This window comes from Mesorhizobium sp. M7A.F.Ca.CA.002.09.1.1 (assembly GCF_003998555.1).
Taxonomy (GTDB): domain Bacteria; phylum Pseudomonadota; class Alphaproteobacteria; order Rhizobiales; family Rhizobiaceae; genus Mesorhizobium; species Mesorhizobium ciceri.
Genome location: NZ_RZRR01000752.1, coordinates 1 through 2,815, shown reverse-complemented (window position 1 = coordinate 2,815; position 2,815 = coordinate 1). Strand labels below are relative to the sequence as shown.

Annotated in this window: 4 protein-coding genes; all 4 read left to right on the top strand. The window is 64.8% G+C overall.

Annotated elements, in window-relative coordinates; all coding sequences use genetic code 11:
• Positions 1-337: septum site-determining protein MinC (gene minC / locus EN994_RS25640; protein ID WP_127307906.1), on the top strand; the 337-nt coding region annotated here is incomplete at its 5' end.
• Positions 338-404: 67 nt separating this feature from the next.
• Positions 405-1,220, top strand: coding sequence for a septum site-determining protein MinD (minD, locus tag EN994_RS25635; RefSeq protein WP_013530671.1), 816 nt, complete (start codon positions 405-407; stop codon positions 1,218-1,220).
• Positions 1,217-1,489 (top strand): cell division topological specificity factor MinE, encoded by a 273-nt coding sequence (gene minE, locus EN994_RS25630; RefSeq protein ID WP_024501686.1) that lies wholly within the window; start codon positions 1,217-1,219, stop codon positions 1,487-1,489. Before minD ends, minE begins: the two co-directional genes overlap by 4 nt.
• Before the next feature lie 367 nt (positions 1,490-1,856).
• The coding region (locus EN994_RS25620) for a hypothetical protein (RefSeq protein ID WP_127307905.1) at positions 1,857-2,815 on the top strand (959 nt) is incomplete at its 3' end.

The window sequence follows — 2,815 nt, the reverse complement described above, 5'->3', positions numbered from 1 at the left end:
TGCAGCTTCCGGCGGGCTGATGCTCAAGGCGCCGCTCCGGTCCGGCAAGGCGATCGTGCATCCGGATGGCGATGTCATCGTGCTGGGTTCTGTCGCTTCCGGGTCGGAGATCATCGCGGCGGGCTCGATCCATGTCTACGGCACGCTGCGCGGGCGCGCTTCGGCGGGTGCGCTGGGCAACAGGGGCGCGCGCATCTTCTGCCGCAAGAACGAGGCGGAGCTGCTGGCGGTCGACGGCTGGTACGTCACCGCCGAGGAGATGGAAGGCGTTTCGCGCGGCAAGCCGGTGCAGGCGTTTCTCGACGGCGACGCCTTGCGGGTTTCGACGCTGAGCTGACATTCGTTTCGATATTGGGGCGGCCGAGGGCCGCCCGACCAAGAACAACAACAACGGAGGCTTTTCAATGGGCAAGGTAGTGGTGGTCACCTCGGGCAAGGGGGGCGTCGGCAAGACGACCTCGACGGCGGCCCTCGGGGCGGCCGTGGCCAAGACCGGCAAGAAGGTGGCGCTCGTCGACTTCGACGTCGGCCTGCGCAACCTCGACCTGATCATGGGCGCCGAACGGCGCGTGGTGTTCGACCTCGTCAACGTCATCCAGGGCCAGGCGAAGCTCTCGCAGGCGCTGATCCGCGACAAGCGGGTCGAGACGCTGTTCCTGCTGCCGGCCTCGCAGACGCGCGACAAGGATGCGCTGACCGAGGAAGGCGTCGGCGAAGTCATCGACAAGCTGCGCTCGGTGTTCGACTACGTCTTCTGCGACAGCCCGGCCGGCATCGAGCGCGGCGCGCAGCTCGCCATGCGCTTTGCCGACGAGGCGGTCATCGTCACCAATCCGGAAGTGTCGTCGGTGCGCGATTCCGATCGCATCATCGGCCTGCTCGATGCCCGCACCTTGCGGGCCGAGCAGGGCGAGCAGATCGCCAAGCATGTGCTGGTGACGCGCTACGATGCGGCGCGCGCCTCGCGCGGCGAGATGCTGTCCATCGACGACGTGCTGGAAATCCTGTCGGTGCCGCTGCTCGGCATCATTCCGGAAAGCCAGGACGTGCTGCGCGCCTCCAACCTCGGTTCGCCGGTGACGCTGTCGGAGCCGCTCAATTCCGCTGCCAAGGCCTATATCGACGCCGCCAGGCGGCTGGAGGGCGAGGAATTGCCCGTCATCGTGCCCTTCGAGCGCAAGGGCTTCCTCGATCGTCTTTTGGGAAGGAGGGCGGCATGAACCTGCTCGACATCTTCAAGCGGCGCTCCAGCGCCCCGGTGGCGCGCGAGCGGCTGCAAGTGCTGCTCGCCTATGAGCGCCGCAACCGCAGCCAGCCCGACCTCGTCTCCATCCTGCGCGAGGAGATCATGGCCGTCATCGCCAAGCATGTGCAGATCGACCAGGACTATCTGCAGGTCTCGATGGACCGCGGCGAGACCATGTCGACGCTGGAAATCGACATCCAGATCCCCAACAAGAGCGCCGTGCCGCTGGCCATGGCGGGGTGAGGGCAACTTAGGGAGCCGCGATCCTTCGCGCCCCCCTCTGTCCTGCCGGACATCTCCCCCACAAGTGGGGAGATTGGCAATTTCTGCGCTTCAGTTCTTCTTGCAACGTTGGCGATTGGCGAAAGCCCGCATGACCTCCAATCTCCCCCCGTGTGGGGGAGATGTCCGGCAGGACAGAGGGGGCGCTGTCCCGCCGGCAGAACCGGCTTCGCACCCTCGCACCGCATCGCTCGCGCCGTCCAAACCCCTAAAATGTCCCAAATTTACCTTTGTGCCGACGGGGCTTCCCCTGCGCAAGCAGCGGATGTAAGGATATATTAGCAATTTGTTAAGTTCTAAGCGAGGTATGCGTAAGGGGAGTTTGGCGATGAACTTCAGAGGCCTGATCAAGCGTGCTGAAGACGTGGATAAAGCGATCCAGGACCTGCAGATCGATTTGGCGGACGCGCTGGATGCAAGTCTCGACGCCGACGACCTGGCGCCGCCAGAGAGCGACGATGTGCCGGATGCCCAGGCGGCACCCGATGACGGGCCACCCCAGGCCGATGCGGCAAATGACGACAATGCCGGGAATGCCGAGAATGCGGGCGCTGCGGACAGTTCCGAAACCGCGCCAAGACTGACCGCCCATACACAGACCCGGCTGGCTGCATTGAGCGCCTTCGAGGGACTCTTCCACGACGCCAGGGACTATCTGGAGGAGATCAACGACAAGCTGTCGGAGATCGGTACCTCACACCATCTGACGCGCGAATTCCTCAACATCCTGCACAGCGACATCCTGCGCGCCAACGAGCTGGAGGTTGCCAATGCCGCCCTGGCCGCCGAACAGAGGGCTCTGTCGGAAAAGCTGCACGACGCGACGCGAAAGCTGCGCGAGCGTGACGGCGCTTTCGAAGCGCTGCAGCAGCGCGAGACAAGTCTGGTCCAGGACCGGGAGACGCTGCGTGCGGCACTTGCCGCGGTCAGGCTGGAACTCGTCGAGACAGCCAATGCGAGCGCCAAACGCGAGGCGGAGTTCGGCGACATCGCCAAGCGGCTGACCGCCAGGACGGTCGAGGCCAACAGGCGCTTGCGCGAGAGCAAGATGCTGCGCGAAAAGCACGTCAACCTGTCGATCGAACTCGACAAGGCGCTGAAGCGGGAATCGCAAGCGCGCCACAGGCTCGACGAGCTGTCGGCGGTCCATGCCACCGAAGCAGCGCGGCTGGCGGAGCTGCTGGCGGCGCTCGGCAAGAGCGAGAAAGAGGAGATGCGGCTGCAGAAGTCGCTCGAGGCGGCACAGGCGAAACTGTCGGAAACGACCGAAGCGGCCCACATGATGGA